Here is a 16811-nt window from a genome sequence, read left to right on the forward strand (position 1 = left end):
CCCAGGCCTCCGCAATGTCACGGATGGCGCGCCCCGGCGCCTGACCGATACTCGGCCACGCCCGGCCGCTCCCCGCGCCGGGATGGATCCTGGGCATGCACCTGAGCCGTCAAGCCGCCTTCGACGACGCCCAGCGCGCCCGCGCCGCCAAGGTGCTGACCTTCGAGGTGGCGTTCTCGACCACCTGCGACGTGATGATGCGTGGCGTCCTGCTCACCGCCTTCGCCCTCAGCATGGGCGCCAGCAACGCGCTGATCGGCGTGCTGGCCGCCGTCGGCTTCTGGTCGCAGCTGCTGCAGGGCCCCGGCGTCATTCTCATCGAGCGCGTGCGGCGGCGGCGATCGATCGCGGTCGTCGCCTCGCTGGTCTCGGCGATCGCGCCTGCGACGCTGGCGGCGCTGGCCTTCGCGTCGCAGGGCTCGGCCGCGCGCACCGGGCTGGTGCTGGCGGTGGCGCTCTACACCGGGGCCGGGGCGATCGGCGGCTGCGCCTGGAACGCCTGGGTGCGCGACGCGGTCGCCGACGACCAGCGCGGCCGCTTCAACGGCCGCCGCTCCAGCCTAGGATCGGCCGTCGGCGTGGTCGCCGGACTGCTGGCCGCCTGGCTCCTCGACCGCGTGCCCGAGGGCGCGGACGCCCGCCCGGCGGTGTTCGCCGGCCTGTTCGTGCTCGCCTTCTTCGCCCAGCTGGCCAGCGCCTGGGGCCTGTCGCGCGCGCCCGAGCCGCCGATGCCGCCGCCCCCGCCGGAGCCCGCCCGCCTGCTGCCGCTGCTTCGCGAGCCGTTTCGCCATCCCAACTACCGCCGGCTGATCGCCTTCCTGGCCAGCTGGCAGTTCGCCGTGAACCTCGCCCAGCCGTTCCTCACGGTGTTCATGCTCAGCCAGCTCGGCTTCAGCATGACCTTCGTGATGGTGGTCAACCTGGTCAGCCAGTTCGCCAACATGCTGTCGCTGCGCCGCTGGGGCGCGCTGGCCGACCGCTTCAGCAACAAGTCGGTGCTCAATGTCGCCGCCCCGCTGTTCGTCGGCGGCGTCGCCGCCCTGGTGGTCGCCTCGCAGATCGAGTCCCGGCTGCTCGTCAGCATCTACCTGGTCATGCTGGCCCTGGTGATGGGCGTCGCCTCCTCCGGCGTCTCGCTGGCCTCGGGCGCCATCGCCCAGAAGCTCTCGCCGCCCGGCACGGCCGCCTCGTTCCTGGCCGCCAACGCCCTGGTCTCGGCCGCGGCCGCCGGCACCGCCTCGGTGCTCGGCGGGCTCACCGCCGACGCCTTCGCCCAGCGCGCCCTGGCGCTGGCCCTGCAATGGGAAGGCCCGCACTACGACGGCGCCATGCAGTTCGCCATCCATCACTGGGACTTCTACTTCCTGATCTCGGCCCTGCTCGGCGTCTACGCCCTGCACCGCATGACCCTGGTGCGCGAGGAGGGCGAGCTCGACCGCCGCAGCATGCTCGCCGCCATGCTGCAGGAGCGTCGCCGGCCGCGCGGCGAGGCCGCCGCGGAGGCGGTCGTCGCCTCCCCATGGCATCTCTTGCTGCAAAGCCGGGCGCAATGGCGCCAGCGCGCCCTCGACCGCCATCGCAAGCGTCGGCAGGCGCCCGCATGATGCAACCACAGCGACGCTTCACGCGTCTTAGCTTCGCAGCAAGGGGAGGGTTCCAATGCCCGGCTACTCGCACATCCTGGTCACCATCGACATCGAAGATCCGACCAACGCCGAACGCGAGCTCGGCCGCGCGCGCGCGATCGCCGAAGCCGCCGACGCCCGCATCACCCTGGTCAACGTCCGCACCCCGCGCGCCTCGCGCTACAACGCCTACCTGCCCAAGACCTTCGAGGCCGACGAACAGGCGCTGCACGAAGCCGAGCTGCTGAGGTGGGCGGACACCCTGTCGGGCACGAAATGGCCGGTGTCGATCAAGGTCCGGGTCGGGTCGGTGGCCGGCGAGGTCCTGGCCGAGGCCAAGGCGGTCGGCGCCGACCTGATCATCGTCGGGGCCCACCAGCCCAGCGCCGTCTCGCGGCTGCTCGGCTCCAACGCCGAGCGCATCGTCCGCGAGTCCGGGATCAGCGTGCTGGTGGCGCGCTGAGCCGCCAGCGCAGGTGCGCGCCCACCGCCAGCGATATCAGCACCAGGTAGCTCCAGAGGATCAGCGCGGTGATGTAGGCGCGGGCCCGGACGCCTTCGTCGATGATGATCGCCGCGTGGGTGATCACCAGCAGCAGCTGGAACGCCGCGGCCGGCAGGATCCAGGTCCGCTGCGAGCGCACCACCAGCCCCAGCAGCACGCCCAGGAACGCGACGTCGACCGCGAACACGCTCCACTGCGGATCGACCCAGTTGGTGCGGTTCTGCAGGGCGATCGTGGCCAGCCAGGCCATGACGTTGGTCACCGCCACCACCCGCTCGACCCAGCCGCCGCGCCACCAGGCGTAGGTCGAGACGGCCAACATGGCGACGGCCCAGATCTGTTCGGGCAGGGAGCTGAGCACGAAAAAGGGGCCCTCAAGGCTGAGGGCCCCGATACTGAGGCTTACGCCGCAGGATGCAACTTCCGGAAAACCCGGAGTGGGTCTTGGACCCGCCGGGCGCCGCTGTCGCCTTTAGGCGGCCGGAGCCACCTGCATGATGTGGCGCGTCCGGGCCGAGGCTTCCGGCGGCTTCTCCATGCCGCCGTACATCACCGCGCCCAGGCCGATCTGGGTCTTGGCGACGTCGAGCTCCTTGTGGGTCTCGCAGATCGCGCGGCGGGCCTGGGCCAGCAGAGCGATCGCCTCGCTGGCGCGTTCCACGGCGCCCTGGCCGACCAGGGCCGACAGGCCGGCGTCGGTGCGCAGGCTCGGCATCACACCCGCCAAGCCGGCGGTCTTCGCCAGGGCGGCGTCGATGGCGGCTTCAGCTTCGAACAAACTCGCCGCGACTTGATCGGCGATCATACGACGTTGCTTGAGCATGAGGGGTCTCCTGGCGCGCGGCCGAACGCCGGCGCCTTCTGCGTGTTCAGTTGTCGGGGAACAGGGCTAAGGCCCTGTTTGGAAATAGGATTAAATCAGGCTCTGGAGCGCGTGGAGGCCCGCCAGCAACGCCCCGAAAGCCAAGGCGGCGACGATCGCGATGAGCCCCACCAGCCCCAGCCGCGTGAGCGGGCTTAGTCTTGCGGCGGATAGTCCGAGCCCATGTCCGGCTGGAAGTCCTCGTCCAGCAGCGCCCAGCTGGTGCAGAGGATTTCCCGCAGCACCATTTCCGGCGGCTTGAACTGCGACGTCTTGCGCAAACCAGACACCAGGTCCCGCGCCATGGCCGCCTTCATCGGCGAATCCGCCAAATCCGCGAGCTGTCGTTCCAGTTGGCTCCAGGTGAAGCTGGGGACGTTCGCCTCGTGGCTCGGCGGCGCCGGCCAGCGGCGCTCGAACGCCGCCACCTCGTCCCGCACCCGCATCGCGCGGCCCACCGCGGCGCGGCGGTTCATCGTCTCGCGGTTGGGGTGCAGATCCACCACCGTCCCCCTGGCGTCCGCCAGTTCTCGCAACCAGTCGCCCATCAGCCCTGTCTCCTTGCTGGGCTTCATCAGCCCATGAGACGGCGTCGGCGTCTGTCCTGATTGCGTCGTGTCCCGATCCGATCGGGACAGCGATTTCGTGGTCGGCCAGGGCGCGGGCGGCGGCGTAGCGGTCGCCGACCCCCAGCTTGCGGCGGGCGCGGTCGCAGTAGGTGTCGACCGAGGCTTTCGACATGCCCAGCTCACGGGCGATCTGCTTGGAGCTCAGGTGCCGATCGACCAGACGCAGGCAATCGCGCTCTCTCGGGGTGAGAAGTTCGACTGGATCCAGGACGGTCTCAGGCGGTGCGCGCATAGGACGAATACGTTAGCGACTCGCGTTACCGGCCGTCTACTTGTTATGCTGCGGCAGGCTTAACGCTGCGATAGAATATCCCAAGCAGTGGGGAGGACAAAATGCCCCTCGATGACGCCATCGGACCGGACCCCGTAGACGTCGCTATCGGCGCCCGTATGCGCCTTCGCCGCAAGTCGCTCGGCATCAGCCAGGGCGTGCTGTCAGAGCGGGTCGGCGTCTCGTTCCAGCAGATCCAGAAGTACGAACGCGGGGCCAATCGCGTCTCCGGCTCGATGCTGGTCGCCATCGCCGCCGCGCTCGACACCACCGTCGGCTGGCTGGTCGGCGAGGAGGGCGGCCTGGCCGACGCCGCCGACGAGGTGATCTCGGCGCTGGCCCTGACCGGCGGGGTGGAACTGCTGGAAGCCTTCGCCGCCATCCCGCAGGCCTCGGCCCGCGCCGCCCTGGTGACCCTGGCCCAGGAAATGGCCGCGCTCTGACCCGCGCCCAAAAAGGCGGCGTTTGACCGCCCGTTAAGCCGCGTGCGGTAAACCCTGGGTCGATGACCCACGATCGTACCCGCCAGGCCCGCGTCAGCGCCGAGCAGCTCGCCTCGCTCAGCCACGAGTTCCGTACCCCGCTGAACGGCGTGCTCGGCATGGCCCGCCTGCTGGAAGGCACCGCGCTTACCGACGAACAGCGCGCCTATGTCTCGGCGCTGCGCGAGTCCGGCGAGCACCTGCTCGGCCTGGTCAACGACGTGCTCGACTTCGCCCGCCTGGGCGCCGACAAGATCGAGCTGCATTCCGCCGATTTCGAGGTCGAGAGCCTGCTGCGCTCGGTCTGCGAGCTGCTGTCCCCGCGCGCCCAGGAAAAGGGCCTGGAGATCGCCTGGGCCGCGCCGGCCGGCATCGGCGCCGTCCATGCCGACGAAGGCCGCCTGCGTCAGATCCTGCTCAACTTCGCCGGCAACGCCGTCAAGTTCACCAGCCAGGGCGGCGTGCTGCTCAGCGTCGTCGAGACCCCGCACGGCCTGCGCTTCACCGTCGAGGACTCCGGTCCCGGCGTCAGCCAGGCGGCCCGCGAAACCATCTTCGAAGCCTTCGAACAGGCCGACCCCCTGCGCGACGTCCAGCTCGGCGGCGCGGGCCTGGGCCTGGCCATCGCCCGTAAGCTGGCCGGCGCTATGGACGGCGAGGTCGGGGTCGAGACCGCCAGCCTCGGCGGCGCGGCCTTCTGGTTCGAGGCCCCGCTGCCCCGCCGCCCGGCCCGGATCGAACGGCCGCTCGCCCGCCGCACCGTCGCCATCGTCAGCGCCAACTGCGTCGTCGCCGAAGCCGCCCGCCGCCAGATCGAGGCGTCCGGCGGCAAGGCCCTGGTCGCCGCTGACCTGCAGGCGGCGCTGGCCGCGACCCGCCCGGCCGACGTCGTGCTGGTCGACCGCGCCCTCGCGCCCGATCGTCCGCCCGCCAAGCGCTCGCTGCTGGTCATGCTGACCCCCGACGAGCGCGGCCGCATCGAGGAGCAGCGCGCCGCCGGGTTCGCCGGCTACCTGATCAAGCCGCTGCGCCGCGCCTCGCTGGCCGAGCGCTTGCTCGCCGCCCGCCGCGAGGAGGATCCGGCCCGCACGGTGGTGGACGACCGCATCGCCCCGGCCGCGGCCCCCGGCGCCCGCATCCTGCTGGTCGAGGACAATCCCATCAACGCCCTGCTCGCCCGCACCCTGCTGTCGCGCGAAGGCTGCCGCGTCGACCAGGCCGGCGGCGGCGAGGAGGCGCTCGCCGCTCTCAAGGTCGGGGTCTACGACCTGATCCTGATGGACATGCGCATGCCCGGCATGTCGGGGCTCGAAGCCACCCGCAAGGTACGTAGCATGGGCGTGCGCACGCCGGTCGTCGCCCTCACCGCCAACGCCTTCGAGGAAGACCGCCATGCCTGCCTGGCCGCCGGCATGGACGACTTCCTGGTCAAGCCGCTGACCCCCGACGCCCTGCGCGCGGCGCTTGGCCGCTGGACCGCCGCCCCCGACTGGACGCAACAGCCGGACCACGCCAAGGTCGGCTGACGTCCAGGGGCCGCCCCGGCGTCGTTCGGGGAAGCCTTGCATGACCACAGAAACCGAGGCCGGCGAGGCCCCCCAGCAGGCCGCCAAGAAGCCGGGCACGCTCGCGGCCCTGGCCGTCTATCTTGAGCGCCGCTCGCTGGTGATGCTGTCGCTCGGTTTCGCCTCGGGCCTGCCGAACCTGCTGATCTTCGACACCCTGTCGGCCTGGCTGCGCGACGCGGGACTGTCGCTGGAAGTGATCGCCTTCTTCGGTCTGGCGACCTTGGCCTATTCGCTGAAGTTCCTCTGGGCCCCGCTGGTCGACCGCGCCAAGGTCCCGGTGATCACCAAATGGCTCGGCCATCGCCGCTCGTGGATGCTGGTCTGCCAGGGGCTGATCGTGCTCGGCCTGTGGTCGATCGCCGGCACCGACCCGGTCTCCAGTCTCGGGCTCATGGCGCTGTTCGCGGTGCTCGTCGGCTTCGTCTCGGCCACCCAGGACATCGTTATCGACGCCTGGCGGATCGAGGCGGCGGTCACCGAGAAGCAGGGCGCGATGGCGGCGGCCTACCAGTGGGGCTACCGCATCGCGATGATCGTCGCCGGCGTGCTGCCGCTGGCGCTGTCGGAATACGCCGGCTGGAACACCTCCTACGCCATCATGGCCGTGCTGATGCTGGTCGGGGTGCTCGGCGTGCTCGGCGCCCCGCGTGAGGCCCAGCACGAGATCCGCGCCATCGACACCGGCGACATTCCCGCCGCCCCGGCCCGCGACGGCGCCGAGTGGGCGATCCGCCTGCTGCTGTTCGTGCTCGGCGGCGTGGTGCTGGGTTCGGGCCTGGCCGGCAACGCCGCCATCCTCGCCGCCGCCTTCGAGCGCCTCGGCCTGGCCGGCGCCGCGGCCCAGGTGACCACGCTCTGGGAAGCCAAGCCCTGGGGCGTCTTCGCCCAGCTCGGCGGCGTCGTGATCGGCGCGCTGGTGATCTTCTTCGCCGCCCGCCCGGCGCCCGGCCTGCAGACCCGCCCCGGCCGCTATCTCAGCGTCGCGCTGGGTGCGCCGCTGGCCAACTTCTTCGCCCGCTACGGCCAGGCCGCGGGCCTGATCCTGGCGCTGATCTGCGTCTACCGGCTGAGCGACTTCGTGCTCAACATCATGAACCCGTTCTATCTCGACATGGGCTACTCCAAGCTCGAGATCGCCGAGGTCCGCAAGGTGCTGGGCGTGGTCATGAGCGTGCTCGGCGTCGGGCTCGGCGGCTTCTGCATCGCCCGCTTCGGCCTGATCCGCTCGATGGTGGTCGGCGCGTTCGCAGGTCCGCTGTCCAACCTGGTGTTCGCCTGGCTGGCCGCCCAGGGGCCGCAGCTCTGGGCGCTCAGCGTCGCCATCGGGGTCGACAACATCGCCTCCGGCTTCGCCGGCACCTGCCTGATCGCCTACATGTCCAGCCTGACCGGACAGGGCTTCACCGCCACCCAGTACGCGCTGTTCTCCTCGCTCTACGCCCTGCTCGGCAAGCTCGTCGCCTCGCAGTCGGGCCGCATCGTCGAGGGCGCCGCGGCCAGCGCCGACGCCGGCGGGATGTTCGCGGCCTTCAAGCCGCTGTTCGCCGGCCTGCCGCCGCAGACCTTCGCCAACGCCATGGAGAAATCCGGCGTCACGCCCGAAGCGCTCGGCGCCGGCTACATGACCTTCTTCTTCTACTCCGCCGCCCTCGGCCTCATCGGCATCGTGCTGGCCTTCATGGTCGCCCGCCTGAGCCCGCAGCCGAAAGAAGCGTAGCCCCCCGATGCTCCCCCTTTGGGGGAGCTGTCAGCGCAGCTGACTGAGGGGGACTTTTGACTCAACGCATTGAGAGCAGCCCCCGCCGCGAGAGCGCCTTTCCTCTCCCCGCTTGAGGGGTGAGGGAGCCAGAGACAGTTACTTTCGGAGCCTAAGACGTGCGCAGGCAGATCACCTGCGCCACCCGCAGGTCGCGGCGCAGGGTGTCGGCCACGCGGCCGTAGTTGTCGGTGGTGATCGGCTCGCCGACCGCGAACTTGTCGGCCCGCTGGTGGCTGGCGGTCAGCGCCGCGATCACCGTCTCCGGCGACGTGGTGTAGATCCGCCCGCGGCGCGGGCTCTCGGCCACCGTCACCCCGATCACCCGGCCGGCGCGGTCCAGCACCGGCGAACCCGACAATCCGGCCAAGGTGCCTTCCAGCCCGTCGGTGCGGCCGGTCTCGGCCCAGACCAGCACCGGCTCGGTGCGGGCGCCGCGGCCGCGGACCTCCAGGTTCTCGCGCCCGAGCAGGCGCGAGGTCGCCTCCCCCGGCTCGCCCTGCGGATAGCCGGGGTGGAACGCCCGGTCGCCGCGGCGCAGCGGCTGGTCCAGGCCCAGCGGCAGCGGCGGGGCGCCGCCCTCGGTGGTCAGGATCGCGGCCTCGCCACGCGGGTCGATATGGACCTGGGCTTCCACCCCGCGGCCCTCGGCCACGACGATGGCGGTCTGGGTGCAGCCGTCGACCACGTGGCGGGCGGTGATCCACACCCCGGAGTCGGAAACCGAGAACGCCGTGCCGACGCCCGGCTCGGCCTTGCCCGGCACGTCGACCACCACCTGCGGGTCGAATGGCGAGGCGGGACCAAGCGGCAGGCCCTCGCCGCCGGCCACCGGCGGCGGCGGCGGCGGGGCGTCGGCGCGCTCCTGGCGGCCGACCGCCGCGATCAGCAGCGCCAGCACCACCGCCAGATAGACCAGCCAGTCTGGAAGCCGGGGGAAATGCATCTACGCGTCGTGGATCAGCCGGCCATCGCCGAGGCGATGATCAGGGCCGTGGCCAGCTTGGCCCCGACCAGCAGGGCGGCGGCCGCGATCTCGCCTTCCTGGATGCGCTGGGGCAGGCCGTGCAGCGCCAGGTCCACCAGCCGGAAGATCAGCAGCTGCAGCGCCACGCAGGCCGCGCCCCACATGCCGATCTCCAGCGCCGAGGTCGACCCGGCCAGCGAGGCCGACAGCGGGATCGCCAGCCCGACCAGCACGCCGCCCAGCGACAGCGCCGCGGCGGAGTTGCCCTCGCGGATCAGCGCGATCTCGCGATGCGGGGTCATCAGCACGTAGATCACGACGCCGACGAACAGGATCGCGACGGTCACCGCGATGTGCATCAGGGCGATGGGAAAGCCGTTGGCGAAGGCCTGGATCTCAGGCGATTGCAGTTGCGGCATGGGACCCCGTCGGCTGGACTCTAGTTACTCGGCCGCATCGATAGCACGGACCGGCGAAACCTAGGCAATGGCCTCGGCGTCGCCGGCGGCCAGCTTGCGCCGCGCGCTGGCCCGCACCTTCTCGCTCTCGGACTTCAGCTGGCCGCAGGCGGCCAGGATGTCGCGGCCGCGCGGCGTGCGGATCGGCGAGGCGTAGCCGGCGCGGTTGAGGATCGCCGCGAAGCTTTCGATCGCGCCCCAGTCCGAGCAGCCGTAGTTGGTGCCGGGCCACGGGTTGAACGGGATCAGGTTGATCTTGGCCGGGATGCCCTTGAGCAGCTTGACCAGGGCCTTGGCCTCGGCCGGGCTGTCGTTGACGTCGCGCAGCATCACGTACTCGAAGGTCACGCGGCGGGTGTTGGACAGCCCCGGATAGCCGCGGATGCCCTCCATCAGCGTGGCGATGTCGTACTTCTTGTTCAGCGGCACCAGCACGTCGCGCAGGTCGTCGTTGGTGGCGTGCAGCGAGATCGCCAGCATCGCCTGGGTCCGCTCGCCCAGCGCCTTCAGCTCCGGCACCACGCCCGAGGTCGAGACCGTGATCCGCCGCCGCGAAATGGCGATGCCCTCGCCGTCGGCGATGATGTCGATGGCGTCGGCGACGTTGTCGAGATTGTAGAGCGGCTCGCCCATGCCCATGAACACGATGTTCGAGAGCCGGCGGTCCTCCTTGGGCGAGGGCCATTCCGAAAGGTCGTCGCGGGCCACCTGCACCTGGGCGACGATCTCGGCCGCGGTCAGGTTGCGGACGAGCGCCTGGGTGCCGGTGTGGCAGAAGGTGCAGTTCAGCGTGCAGCCGACCTGGCTGGAGACGCACAGCGCCCCCGAACGGCCGACGTCGGGAATGTAGACGGTCTCGACCTCGATGCCCGGGGCCATGCGGATCAGCCACTTGCGGGTGCCGTCCTTGGACACCTGCCGCTCGACCACTTCGGGGCGGGCCAGGGTGAAGGCCTGCTCCAGGGCCGCGCGGGTGTCCTTGGCGACGTCGGTCATCGCCGCAAAGTCGGTCGCGCCGTAGTGGTGGATCCAGCGCCACAGCTGGCTGGCGCGCATCTTGGCCTTGTCCGGGCGCACGACCTCGGCGTCGATCAACGCCTGCGCCAGCGCCTTGCGGGTCAGCCCCGAAAGGTTCGGTTTGACGACGGACGCGACGGGTCCGCGCGAAAGATCAAGGGTGACGCCCAAGGGATGCTCACGGTCTGGAAGACCGCGGAATATAGGGCGCCGCCGCCCTTACGCCAAATGAACGCCCCTGCGGCCGATTGGGAGCTGATAGATGCTCCCCCACGAGGGGAGGATCCTGCGCTTAAAGCACCCACACCCCGAGCAGGAACGCCGCCCCGGCCACCGCCGCGCCGATCGCGAACCAGGCCATGCGCGAAGGGCGGTCCTCGACCACCACCGCCGCCGCGGTCGCCTGCGGCGGATTCTCGATCAGCCGGTGCAGCGCGCGCAGCGCCTCGATCCCCTCGCTGACGAAGCGCTTGACCTGCGCCTGCGGCCCCAGCTCGCGCAGCATCCAGCGGCGCACCACCGGGTCGGCGGCCTTCCAGATGTCGTGGTCGGGGTCGAGCCGCCGGGCCACGCCCTCAACCGTCATCATGGTCTTCTGCAGCAGTACCAGCTGCGGCTGCAGGCGCATGTCGAACAGCGCGGTGATCTCGAACAGCTGGGTCAGCACCCGGCCCATCGAGACGTCGCTGGCGGTCCGCCCGAACAGCGGCTCGCCGACCGCGCGCAAAGCTTGGGCGAACGCATGCACCGAATGGGTGCGCGGCACGTAGCCGGCCTCGAAGTGGGTCTGGGCGATCTTCTCGTAGTCGCGCTCCAGGAAGCCCCAGAGGATCTCGGCCAGATAGCGGCGCTCGGACGGACCCAGCCGCCCGACGATGCCGAAGTCGACGGCGGTGATCTGCGCCGGCGCGGCCACGAACAGATTGCCCTCGTGCAGGTCGGCGTGGAACACCCCGTGGTCCAGCGCCTGGGAGAGGAACGCGCGCAGCAGTTTGTCGGCCAGGGCCGGGCGGTCGAGGCCCTCCAGCTGCAGGGTCGCCGGGTCCGACAGCGGCGCGCCCTGGGCCCACTCCTGGGTCAGCACCTTCTTGCCGACCCCGTCCCAGACGACCTTCGGCGCGGTCATGTAGCCGTCCTTGGCCATGACCTCGCCCAGCTCGTCGCCGCCGGCCGCTTCCAGCCGCAGGTCCAGCTCCAGCTCGGTGGCGCGGATCACCGTCGCGGCCAGGGCCTGCGGCTCCAGCCGGCGCGCAGGCTCGGAGATGCGCTCGACCAGTCGCGCGGCCAGGGCCAGCACCTCGGCGTCCTGCGCCACGCGATGGGCGATGCCCGGCCGCAGCACCTTCACCGCCACCTTGCGGCCGTCCAGCAACGTCGCCTCGTGCGCCTGGGCCAGCGAGGCGGCGGCCACCGGCTCGCCGAAGCTGGCGAACAGGCTCTCGATCGGCCGGCCCAGGGCCAGCTCGACCTCGCGGCGCGCCACGTCGGTCGCGAACGGCGGCAGCTTGTCCTTCAGCCGCGACAGGTCGTCGGCGAACTCGGCCCCGAAGATGTCGGCCCGCGTCGACAGCAGCTGGCCCAGCTTGATCGCCACCGGCCCCAGCCGCTCCAGCGAGCGGGCCAGCCGCTCGCCTGGCCGGCCGTCACGCGCCTGGCGGCCGGTGAACACCCGCAGGGCCCCCGACAGCGCCCGCACGCTCGGCGGATAGAGGTCCTCGAACTCGCGCGGCAGCAGGGCGTCGTTGCGCGCCAGCGACCATCCCGCCGCGGTCAGCCGCCCGAAGGCCGCGAGACTTCCCATGGATCAGAACGCCCGGCCGTGGTGCAGGGCCGCGACGCCGCCGGTGAAGTTGGTGTAGCCGGCGCGGCTGAACCCGGCCTTCTCGATCATCGAGACGAAGGTCTGCTGGTCGGGGAAGCGGCGGATGCTCTCGACCAGGTACTGGTAGCTGTCGCGGTCCTTGGCGACCCACTCGCCGATCTGCGGGATCACCTTGAACGAATAGGCGTCATAGGCCTTGCGCAGCATCTCGGTGGCCGGGTGCGAGAACTCCAGGCACAGGAACCGGCCGCCCGGCTTCAGCACGCGGCGCGCCTCGACCAGCGCGGCCTGCACGTCGGTGACGTTGCGGATGCCGAACGAGATCACATAGGCGTCGGCGCAGGCGTCGGGCAGCGGCAGCCGCTGGGCGTCGCCGACGTTCCAGGTGATCTCCGGCTCGCCGCCCTTGGTGCGGCCCGCCGCGATCATCTCGGCGTTGTAGTCCATGATCATGATCTGGGCGTCGGGCCCGCCGCGGCGCAGCTGGGCGGCGCGCGCCAGCTTGGCGAACCGCCGGGCCATGTCGCCGGTGCCGCCGGCGCAGTCGATGATCACCTCGCCCGGCTGCGGGTTCAGCCGCGCGGCCGTGGCGTCCTTCCAGAGCCGGTGCACGCCCGCGCTCATCAGGTCGTTCATCAGGTCGTAGCGGCTGGCGACGCTGTCGAAGACGCCGCGCACGAGGCCGGCCTTCTCGGAGGCGTCGACATCGCGGAAGCCGAAGGTGGAGGAGGGTCCGGTCATGCGCAGGGTCTTAGCTCGACCAGCCATGCCGCGCCAGTCGCGACCAGTTCCTCCCCTTTTGGGGGAGGTGGATCGCGGCGCAGCCGCGAGACGGAGGGGGACACCTGACTCAGAAGTCCCCTCCGTCAGCCATCCGGCTGACAGCTCCCCCAGCGGGGGGCAATTGCGCGGGCCGCCTCGAAATGCCACTTCAAGGCCATGCCTGAATTGCCCGAGGTCGAAACCGTCCGGCGCGGCCTGCAGCCGGTGCTCGAAGGCCGTCGCCTGTCGCGGGTCGAGGCGCGCCGCCCCGACCTGCGCTTCCCCTTCCCCGACGGCTTCGTCCAGCGCCTGACCGGCGCGACCATCGAGCGCCTGGAACGCCGCGCCAAGTACCTGATGGCCGTGCTCGACCGCGGCGAGACCCTGGTCATGCACTTAGGGATGAGCGGCCGCTTCGAGATCGCCCAGCCCGAGGGCTACCAGCGGCCCGGCGAATTCCACTACGCCCCCGACCCCGATCCCAAGCACGCCCATGTGGTGTTCGAGGCCGACGACGGCGGGCGCGTCACCTATTACGACCCGCGCCGCTTCGGCTACATGGACCTGATCGAGACCGCGGCGATGGACCAGCACCCCTGGTTCGCCGGCCTCGGCCCCGAGCCGCTGTCCGAGGCCTTCGACGCCCAGCGCCTGATCACCGCCTTCGCCGGCCGCAAGCAAGGGCCCAAGACCCTGCTGCTCGACCAGCGCGTGGTCGCAGGCCTGGGCAACATCTATGTCTGCGAGGCGCTGAACCGGGCGAAGATCTCGCCCATGAAACCGGCCGGATCGATCAAGCCGGCCAAGCTCGGCCCGCTGGTCGAGATCATCCGCGACGTGCTGAACGAGGCCATCGCGGCCGGCGGCTCGACGCTCAAGGACTACGCGGCCGCCGACGGCGCGCTCGGCTACTTCCAGCACCGCTTCCGCGCCTACGACCGCGAGGGCGAGCCCTGCACCAACGCCGGCTGCAAGGGGACCATCGCCCGCGAGGTCCAGGCCGGCCGCTCCACCTTCTATTGCCCGACCTGCCAGAAGTGAGGCCAGCCGCCCGATGACCCAACGCCTGCTCGGCGCGCTCGCCGGCCTGCTGCTCGCCGGTTGCACGGTCGCCGAGGCCGAGGCCCGCCCCCCGGTCTGGACCGTGCGCGACGCCGACTCCGAACTGGTGATCTTCGGCTCGGTCCACGTCCTGCCGCCGGGTCTCGACTGGCGGCCGGCCGAGCTGGACGCCGCGCTCGCCAAGGCCGACGACCTCTGGTTCGAGCTGCCGATCGATCCGGCGTCCGAGGCCAAGGTCGCTCAGCTCGCCGCCGCCAACGGCATGCTGCCGCCCGATCAGTCGCTGTCGGCGATGCTCTCGCCGGAGGGCCGCAAGCGTCTTGAGACCGCCGTCGCCGACCTCGGCGTCTCTATGGCCGTGCTCGACCGGCTGGAGCCTTGGTTCGCCGAGGTGGTCCTGGCCGGCGCCCAGTTCCAGAAGGCCGGGGCCGACGCCTCGTCCGGCGTCGAGAAGACCCTCTCCGCCTCGGCCCCCGGCTCGGCCCAGCGCCGCGCGTTCGAGAGCCCGGAAGAGCAGATCGCCATCTTCGACGCCGCGCCGCTGGCCCAGCAGCTCGCCTCGCTGGAACAGAGCCTGGTCGAGCTGAACGAGAACCCCAAGGCCTATGACGAACTGATCGCCCACTGGATGGCCGGCGACCTGCGCGCCCTCGACGAGGACGTGCTCGGGCCGCTGCGCGCCGCCGCGCCGGGGCTCTACGCCCGCCTCGTCACCGAGCGCAATGAGCGCTGGCTGAAGACCCTGAAGACCCGGCTCGACGGCTCGGGTCGCACGGTGGTCGTGGTCGGGGTCGGCCACCTAGTCGGCCAGGACGGCCTGCCCGCCCGCCTGCGCGCCCTTGGCTACAGCGTCGAAGGGCCTTAATCCCGGCGGGACCGACATCGCCAGCGAGGGCTGCCATGAGCTACGAGACCCTGATCGTCGAGCAAACCGAAGGCGTGACGATGATCCGCCTCAACCGGCCCGAAGCGCTCAACGCCCTCAACAGCCAGCTGCTCGCCGAGCTCTGCGCCGCCCTTGACGTCGCCGAGGCCGACGAGGCCGTCCGCTGCGTGGTGCTGACCGGCTCGGACCGCGCCTTCGCCGCCGGCGCCGACATCAAGGAGATGTCGACCAAGACCTACGCCGAGATGTTCAAGCAGGACTTCTTCGGCGCCAGCGCCCGCCGCATCGAGCAGTTCCGCAAGCCGATCATCGCCGCGGTCGCCGGCTACGCCTTGGGCGGCGGCTGCGAGCTGGCCATGCTCTGCGACTTCATCATCGCCGCCGAGAGCGCCAAGTTCGGCCAGCCGGAGATCAATCTCGGCGTCGCCCCCGGGATCGGCGGCACCCAGCGCCTGACCCGCTTCGTCGGCAAGTCCAAGGCCATGGAGATGATCCTCACCGGCCGGATGATGGACGCCGCCGAGGCCGAGCGCTCGGGCCTGGTCTCCCGCGTCGTCCCCGCCGACCAGCTGATCGGCGAGGCCATGGCCGCGGCGACCAAGATCGCCGGCCAGTCGCCGCTAGCGGTGATGATGAACAAGGAGCTGGTCGAGACCGCCTACGAGACCACGCTGTCGACCGGCGTCGCCGTCGAGCGGCGCCTGTTCCACTCGCTGTTCGCCTTCGACGACCAGAAGGAGGGCATGGCCGCCTTCGTCGAGAAGCGCAAACCCGGCTTCAAGGGGTCCTGATCCGTGCGGTTGATCGCGTTCGGCGACTCCCTGGTCGCCGGCGCCGGCGACCCCGACCACCTCGGCTGGATCGGCCGGGCCCTGCTCGGCCGGCGCTCGATCACGCTCTACAATCTCGGGGTCCGGCGGGAGACCTCGGCCGACATCGCCGCCCGCTGGCGGGCCGAGGCGACGCCGCGCTTCACGAACGAGGAGCCGATGCGCATCGTGTTCTCGTTCGGGGCCAACGACTGCTACCCCCTGGACGGCGCGCCGCGCGTCGCCCAGGCCGACAGCCTCAAGAACGCCCAGGCCATGCTGACCGGCGCCGACGCCCATTGCCCGGTGCTGCTGGTCGGGCCGCCGCCGATGGCCGACGCCGGGGTCTCGGCCCGGCTCGAGGTGCTCAACGAGAACCTCAAGGTGCTGGCCGCCCGGCTCAAGGTGCCGTTCATCGACGTCTTCCAGCCGCTGGAGGCCGACGGCCTGTGGCGGACCGAGGCCCTGGCCTGGGACGGCGCCCACCCCGGCGCCGGCGGCTATCAGCGCATGGCCGACCTGGTCGCGGCGCATCCCGCCTGGCGCGCCTTCACGCTGATCGATTAAAGCATCCACAGCGCATTGACCCGCGCGGCGCTGTCCCGTATATCCGCGCCTCCAATTTGCCCGCCCGGGTTTCTGGCTCGGGCGCGATCCGTATCGAGAGCTGACACATGGCCAACACGCCCGGCGCCAAGAAGGCGGTCCGTAAGATCGCCCGCCGTACCGAAGTCAACAAGGCTCGCCGCTCGCGCGTGCGCACCTACCTGCGCAAGTTCGAAGAGGCCGTCGCCTCGGGCGACGCCGGCGCCGCCAAGACCGCGTTCGTCGAAGCTCAATCCGAGCTGATGCGCGCCGTGACCAAGGGCGTGGTTCACAAGAACACCGGCTCGCGCAAGGTCTCGCGCCTGGCCGCCCAGCTGAAGAAGATGGCTGCGGCCTGAGGTTGATCGGCCGAGCGTCAAGCTTGGCCGCATTCTCCCTGACAAATTACGGAATTTAGGGACACCCGCGGGTTGCTGAACCCGCGGGCGTTTTATTTTGCGCGCTCTACAACCATGCACCTTAGGGGCGAGAGTTCTCAGTTAACGGAACGTTGAAATCCAGATTCCCTTGCCGCGCGAGGCGTGGATTTGAGTCAACGAAAATATCCGTCGACGGGGCGAAGAATCAGCGTTGACCCCCTAGGCGTCGTGACTAGGGTGACAAGTCTCAAGACGTCCTTCCATCTGATCTCGGATGAAAAAAGGCGGCGGCGGGGGCATTGCGCTCGCCGGTTAAGGCTTTGTGTTTGCTGAACAAAGTTGTTCCGCTGCGGGGGCGCTGACGG

Annotated in this window: 18 protein-coding genes and 1 pseudogene; 10 read left to right on the forward strand and 9 right to left on the reverse strand. The window is 70.7% G+C overall.

Annotated elements, in window-relative coordinates; genetic code table 11:
* The first annotated feature begins 95 nt into the window (after positions 1–95).
* Positions 96–1604, forward strand: a complete 1509-nt coding sequence (locus ACSQ2H_RS22045; RefSeq protein ID WP_436063499.1) for an MFS transporter — start codon at positions 96–98, stop codon at positions 1602–1604.
* Between the two features lie 55 nt (positions 1605–1659).
* The gene (locus tag ACSQ2H_RS22050; protein WP_436063500.1) at positions 1660–2088 is read left to right on the forward strand and encodes a universal stress protein; all 429 of its coding nucleotides are present in this window, start codon (positions 1660–1662) and stop codon (positions 2086–2088) included.
* Here ACSQ2H_RS22050 and ACSQ2H_RS22055 read toward each other — a convergent pair.
* The 4 genes and pseudogenes from ACSQ2H_RS22055 to ACSQ2H_RS22070 all read right to left on the reverse strand — a co-directional run.
* Complete coding sequence (locus ACSQ2H_RS22055; RefSeq protein ID WP_436063501.1) at positions 2066–2491, reverse strand: hypothetical protein; 426 nt, start codon at positions 2489–2491, stop codon at positions 2066–2068. The two genes, ACSQ2H_RS22050 and ACSQ2H_RS22055, sit on opposite strands and share 23 nt — an antisense overlap.
* A 111-nt stretch (positions 2492–2602) precedes the next feature.
* Positions 2603–2953 (reverse strand): hypothetical protein, encoded by a 351-nt coding sequence (locus ACSQ2H_RS22060; RefSeq protein ID WP_183770639.1) that lies wholly within the window; start codon positions 2951–2953, stop codon positions 2603–2605.
* Between the two features lie 194 nt (positions 2954–3147).
* Positions 3148–3540, reverse strand: coding sequence for a hypothetical protein (locus tag ACSQ2H_RS22065; RefSeq protein ID WP_436063502.1), 393 nt, complete (start codon positions 3538–3540; stop codon positions 3148–3150).
* Positions 3541–3664: 124 nt separating this feature from the next.
* Positions 3665–3853, reverse strand: a pseudogene (locus ACSQ2H_RS22070) (response regulator transcription factor); the annotation flags it as partial.
* Between the two features lie 101 nt (positions 3854–3954).
* Here ACSQ2H_RS22070 and ACSQ2H_RS22075 point away from each other — a divergent pair.
* From ACSQ2H_RS22075 to ACSQ2H_RS22085, 3 genes are all read left to right on the forward strand, one after another.
* Positions 3955–4335, forward strand: a complete 381-nt coding sequence (locus ACSQ2H_RS22075) for a helix-turn-helix domain-containing protein (RefSeq protein ID WP_436063503.1) — start codon at positions 3955–3957, stop codon at positions 4333–4335.
* 62 nt (positions 4336–4397) lie between these two features.
* A complete protein-coding gene (locus tag ACSQ2H_RS22080) occupies positions 4398–5900 on the forward strand; it encodes a response regulator (RefSeq protein ID WP_436063504.1) in 1503 nt (500 codons plus the stop codon).
* A gap of 40 nt (positions 5901–5940) precedes the next feature.
* Positions 5941–7659: an AmpG family muropeptide MFS transporter gene (locus ACSQ2H_RS22085; protein WP_436063505.1), complete on the forward strand. Its 1719-nt coding sequence runs from the start codon at positions 5941–5943 to the stop codon at positions 7657–7659.
* 151 nt (positions 7660–7810) lie between these two features.
* Here the strand turns inward: ACSQ2H_RS22085 and ACSQ2H_RS22090 are convergent, their stop codons facing one another.
* The 5 genes from ACSQ2H_RS22090 to ACSQ2H_RS22110 all read right to left on the reverse strand — a co-directional run bounded on the left by ACSQ2H_RS22090 (position 7811) and on the right by ACSQ2H_RS22110 (position 12703).
* Positions 7811–8644, reverse strand: coding sequence for a S1 family peptidase (locus tag ACSQ2H_RS22090; RefSeq protein WP_436063506.1), 834 nt, complete (start codon positions 8642–8644; stop codon positions 7811–7813).
* Between the two features lie 14 nt (positions 8645–8658).
* Positions 8659–9084 carry a DUF350 domain-containing protein gene (locus ACSQ2H_RS22095; RefSeq protein WP_183777183.1) on the reverse strand — a complete coding sequence of 142 codons (426 nt, stop codon included), beginning with the start codon at positions 9082–9084 and terminating at the stop codon, positions 8659–8661.
* Between the two features lie 60 nt (positions 9085–9144).
* Complete coding sequence (rlmN, locus tag ACSQ2H_RS22100; protein ID WP_436063507.1) at positions 9145–10311, reverse strand: 23S rRNA (adenine(2503)-C(2))-methyltransferase RlmN; 1167 nt, start codon at positions 10309–10311, stop codon at positions 9145–9147.
* Between the two features lie 121 nt (positions 10312–10432).
* Entirely contained in the window at positions 10433–11941 is a 1509-nt protein-coding gene (gene ubiB / locus ACSQ2H_RS22105; RefSeq protein WP_436063508.1) for a 2-polyprenylphenol 6-hydroxylase, read from the reverse strand.
* Positions 11942–11944: 3 nt separating this feature from the next.
* The gene (locus ACSQ2H_RS22110; RefSeq protein ID WP_436063509.1) at positions 11945–12703 is read right to left on the reverse strand and encodes a class I SAM-dependent methyltransferase; all 759 of its coding nucleotides are present in this window, start codon (positions 12701–12703) and stop codon (positions 11945–11947) included.
* 198 nt (positions 12704–12901) lie between these two features.
* Here ACSQ2H_RS22110 and mutM point away from each other — a divergent pair, with 198 nt between their 5' ends.
* The 5 genes from mutM (at position 12902) to rpsT (ending at position 16425) form a co-directional block, all read left to right on the forward strand.
* On the forward strand, positions 12902–13765 hold the full coding sequence (gene mutM, locus ACSQ2H_RS22115) for a bifunctional DNA-formamidopyrimidine glycosylase/DNA-(apurinic or apyrimidinic site) lyase (RefSeq protein ID WP_436063510.1): 864 nt from the start codon (positions 12902–12904) through the stop codon (positions 13763–13765).
* A gap of 13 nt (positions 13766–13778) precedes the next feature.
* The gene (locus ACSQ2H_RS22120; RefSeq protein WP_436063511.1) at positions 13779–14651 is read left to right on the forward strand and encodes a TraB/GumN family protein; all 873 of its coding nucleotides are present in this window, start codon (positions 13779–13781) and stop codon (positions 14649–14651) included.
* 35 nt (positions 14652–14686) lie between these two features.
* Complete coding sequence (locus tag ACSQ2H_RS22125; protein WP_436063512.1) at positions 14687–15463, forward strand: enoyl-CoA hydratase; 777 nt, start codon at positions 14687–14689, stop codon at positions 15461–15463.
* A 3-nt stretch (positions 15464–15466) separates the two neighbouring features.
* Entirely contained in the window at positions 15467–16048 is a 582-nt protein-coding gene (locus tag ACSQ2H_RS22130) for a DUF459 domain-containing protein (RefSeq protein WP_436063513.1), read from the forward strand.
* Positions 16049–16155: 107 nt separating this feature from the next.
* Positions 16156–16425 carry a 30S ribosomal protein S20 gene (gene rpsT, locus ACSQ2H_RS22135; protein WP_183777175.1) on the forward strand — a complete coding sequence of 90 codons (270 nt, stop codon included), beginning with the start codon at positions 16156–16158 and terminating at the stop codon, positions 16423–16425.
* The last annotated feature ends 386 nt before the right edge of the window (positions 16426–16811 follow it).

The sequence above is a fragment of the Phenylobacterium sp. LjRoot97 genome, from assembly GCF_964254345.1.
Lineage (GTDB): Bacteria > Pseudomonadota > Alphaproteobacteria > Caulobacterales > Caulobacteraceae > Phenylobacterium.

What these genes read in the sequence shown, in the direction of transcription:
- ACSQ2H_RS22065 (WP_436063502.1), bottom strand. Translation starts at nt 3,540, where the DNA reads ATGGGCGACTGGTTGCGAGAACTGGCGGACGCCAGGGGGACGGTGGTG.
- ACSQ2H_RS22045 (WP_436063499.1), top strand. Translation starts at nt 96, where the DNA reads ATGCACCTGAGCCGTCAAGCCGCCTTCGACGACGCCCAGCGCGCCCGC.
- ACSQ2H_RS22095 (WP_183777183.1), bottom strand. Translation starts at nt 9,084, where the DNA reads ATGCCGCAACTGCAATCGCCTGAGATCCAGGCCTTCGCCAACGGCTTT.
- ACSQ2H_RS22060 (WP_183770639.1), bottom strand. Translation starts at nt 2,953, where the DNA reads ATGCTCAAGCAACGTCGTATGATCGCCGATCAAGTCGCGGCGAGTTTG.
- ACSQ2H_RS22090 (WP_436063506.1), bottom strand. Translation starts at nt 8,644, where the DNA reads ATGCATTTCCCCCGGCTTCCAGACTGGCTGGTCTATCTGGCGGTGGTG.
- ACSQ2H_RS22075 (WP_436063503.1), top strand. Translation starts at nt 3,955, where the DNA reads ATGCCCCTCGATGACGCCATCGGACCGGACCCCGTAGACGTCGCTATC.
- ACSQ2H_RS22125 (WP_436063512.1), top strand. Translation starts at nt 14,687, where the DNA reads ATGAGCTACGAGACCCTGATCGTCGAGCAAACCGAAGGCGTGACGATG.
- ACSQ2H_RS22110 (WP_436063509.1), bottom strand. Translation starts at nt 12,703, where the DNA reads ATGACCGGACCCTCCTCCACCTTCGGCTTCCGCGATGTCGACGCCTCC.
- ACSQ2H_RS22080 (WP_436063504.1), top strand. Translation starts at nt 4,398, where the DNA reads ATGACCCACGATCGTACCCGCCAGGCCCGCGTCAGCGCCGAGCAGCTC.
- rpsT (WP_183777175.1), top strand. Translation starts at nt 16,156, where the DNA reads ATGGCCAACACGCCCGGCGCCAAGAAGGCGGTCCGTAAGATCGCCCGC.
- ubiB (WP_436063508.1), bottom strand. Translation starts at nt 11,941, where the DNA reads ATGGGAAGTCTCGCGGCCTTCGGGCGGCTGACCGCGGCGGGATGGTCG.
- ACSQ2H_RS22085 (WP_436063505.1), top strand. Translation starts at nt 5,941, where the DNA reads ATGACCACAGAAACCGAGGCCGGCGAGGCCCCCCAGCAGGCCGCCAAG.
- mutM (WP_436063510.1), top strand. Translation starts at nt 12,902, where the DNA reads ATGCCTGAATTGCCCGAGGTCGAAACCGTCCGGCGCGGCCTGCAGCCG.
- ACSQ2H_RS22120 (WP_436063511.1), top strand. Translation starts at nt 13,779, where the DNA reads ATGACCCAACGCCTGCTCGGCGCGCTCGCCGGCCTGCTGCTCGCCGGT.
- ACSQ2H_RS22050 (WP_436063500.1), top strand. Translation starts at nt 1,660, where the DNA reads ATGCCCGGCTACTCGCACATCCTGGTCACCATCGACATCGAAGATCCG.